General features: G+C 74.1%; 1 protein-coding gene. It reads left to right on the top strand.

What is annotated here, in order from left to right:
- The first annotated feature begins 236 nt into the window (after positions 1-236).
- A complete protein-coding gene (locus tag ACSNOK_RS33160) occupies positions 237-1,034 on the top strand; it encodes a 2,3-dihydro-2,3-dihydroxybenzoate dehydrogenase (protein ID WP_436784495.1) in 798 nt (265 codons plus the stop codon).
- Positions 1,035-1,143: the final 109 nt, after the last annotated feature.

Raw genomic sequence — 1,143 nt, 5'->3', positions numbered from 1 at the left:
GGGGTGAGTAGGGGAGGCGGGGGCGCGGGTCAGTCCTCGTCGTGCCGTCGTCGGGCGGCGTTCACTCAGGCCGGGGGCCTTCGTCACGTGGCTCCGGAAGAAGGGTGGAGGAGCGGCACGGGGCGGGCGCGTGGGGCGTCCCGGCGCTCCTTCGCCGTCCGGCCGCTCATGCGACGGCGGTGATTCCCCCAGGCCGGGAGCTCATGTAAGGTAAGCCTTACCTTATTCGAACTGGAATGGTGGGGGAACCCGTCGTGGAGCAGACTGAACTCTCCGGCCGCGTCGCGCTGGTCACCGGCGCCGGACAGGGCATAGGCGAGGCCGTGGTCAGGGCCCTCGTCGAACGGGGAGCCCGGGTCGCGGCCCTCGACGCGGTGCCCGACGGCATCGAGAAGCTGGCGGCGGAGTACGGACCCGACCGGGTCACCGCCCACACCGCCGACGTATCGGACGCCGCGGCCGTCGAGGCCGTCGTCGAGGAAGTGGAGACCTCGGTCGGCCCGCTCGGCATCCTCGTCAACGTGGCCGGGGTCCTGCACCCTTCGCCCGTCGTCTCGCTGACCGACGAAGCGTGGGAGCGCACCTTCGCCGTCAACACCACCGGCGTCTTCGTCGCCTCCCGCGCCGCCGCCCGCCGGATGGCCGCCCGCGGCACCGGCTGCGTCGTGACGGTCGGTTCCAACGCGGCGGGGGTGCCCCGCACCGGCATGGCCGCCTACGCGGCGTCCAAGGCGGCGGCCACCATGTTCACCAAGTGCCTCGGCCTCGAACTCGGCCGCAGCGGCGTGCGCTGCAACGTCGTGTCCCCCGGCTCGACCGACACCGCCATGCAGCGGGCGCTGTGGACGGACGACGAGGCGCCCGCCCGCGTCGTCGACGGCGACCCCGGCACGTACCGCGTCGGCATCCCCCTCGGCCGGATCGCCGAGCCCTCGGATATCGCCGACGCCGTCGTGTTCCTCGTGTCCGACCGCGCTCGGCACATCACCATGCACGACCTGTACGTCGACGGCGGGGCGACGCTGCGCGCCTGACGGATCGTTTCCGTCGGCCGCCGGGACGGCGAGGCCCTCGCGGCGCGGTCAGGCCGCCGCCCTCCTCGGCCGCCCTCCCCGGCCGTACTCCGGCCCGCCGGCCCCCTCT

The organism is Streptomyces sp. URMC 126 (assembly GCF_051386555.1).
Taxonomy (GTDB): domain Bacteria; phylum Actinomycetota; class Actinomycetes; order Streptomycetales; family Streptomycetaceae; genus Streptomyces.
This window is presented reverse-complemented; position numbering and strand designations above follow the sequence as displayed.

What these genes read in the sequence shown, in the direction of transcription:
- ACSNOK_RS33160 (WP_436784495.1), top strand. Translation starts at nt 237, where the DNA reads ATGGTGGGGGAACCCGTCGTGGAGCAGACTGAACTCTCCGGCCGCGTC.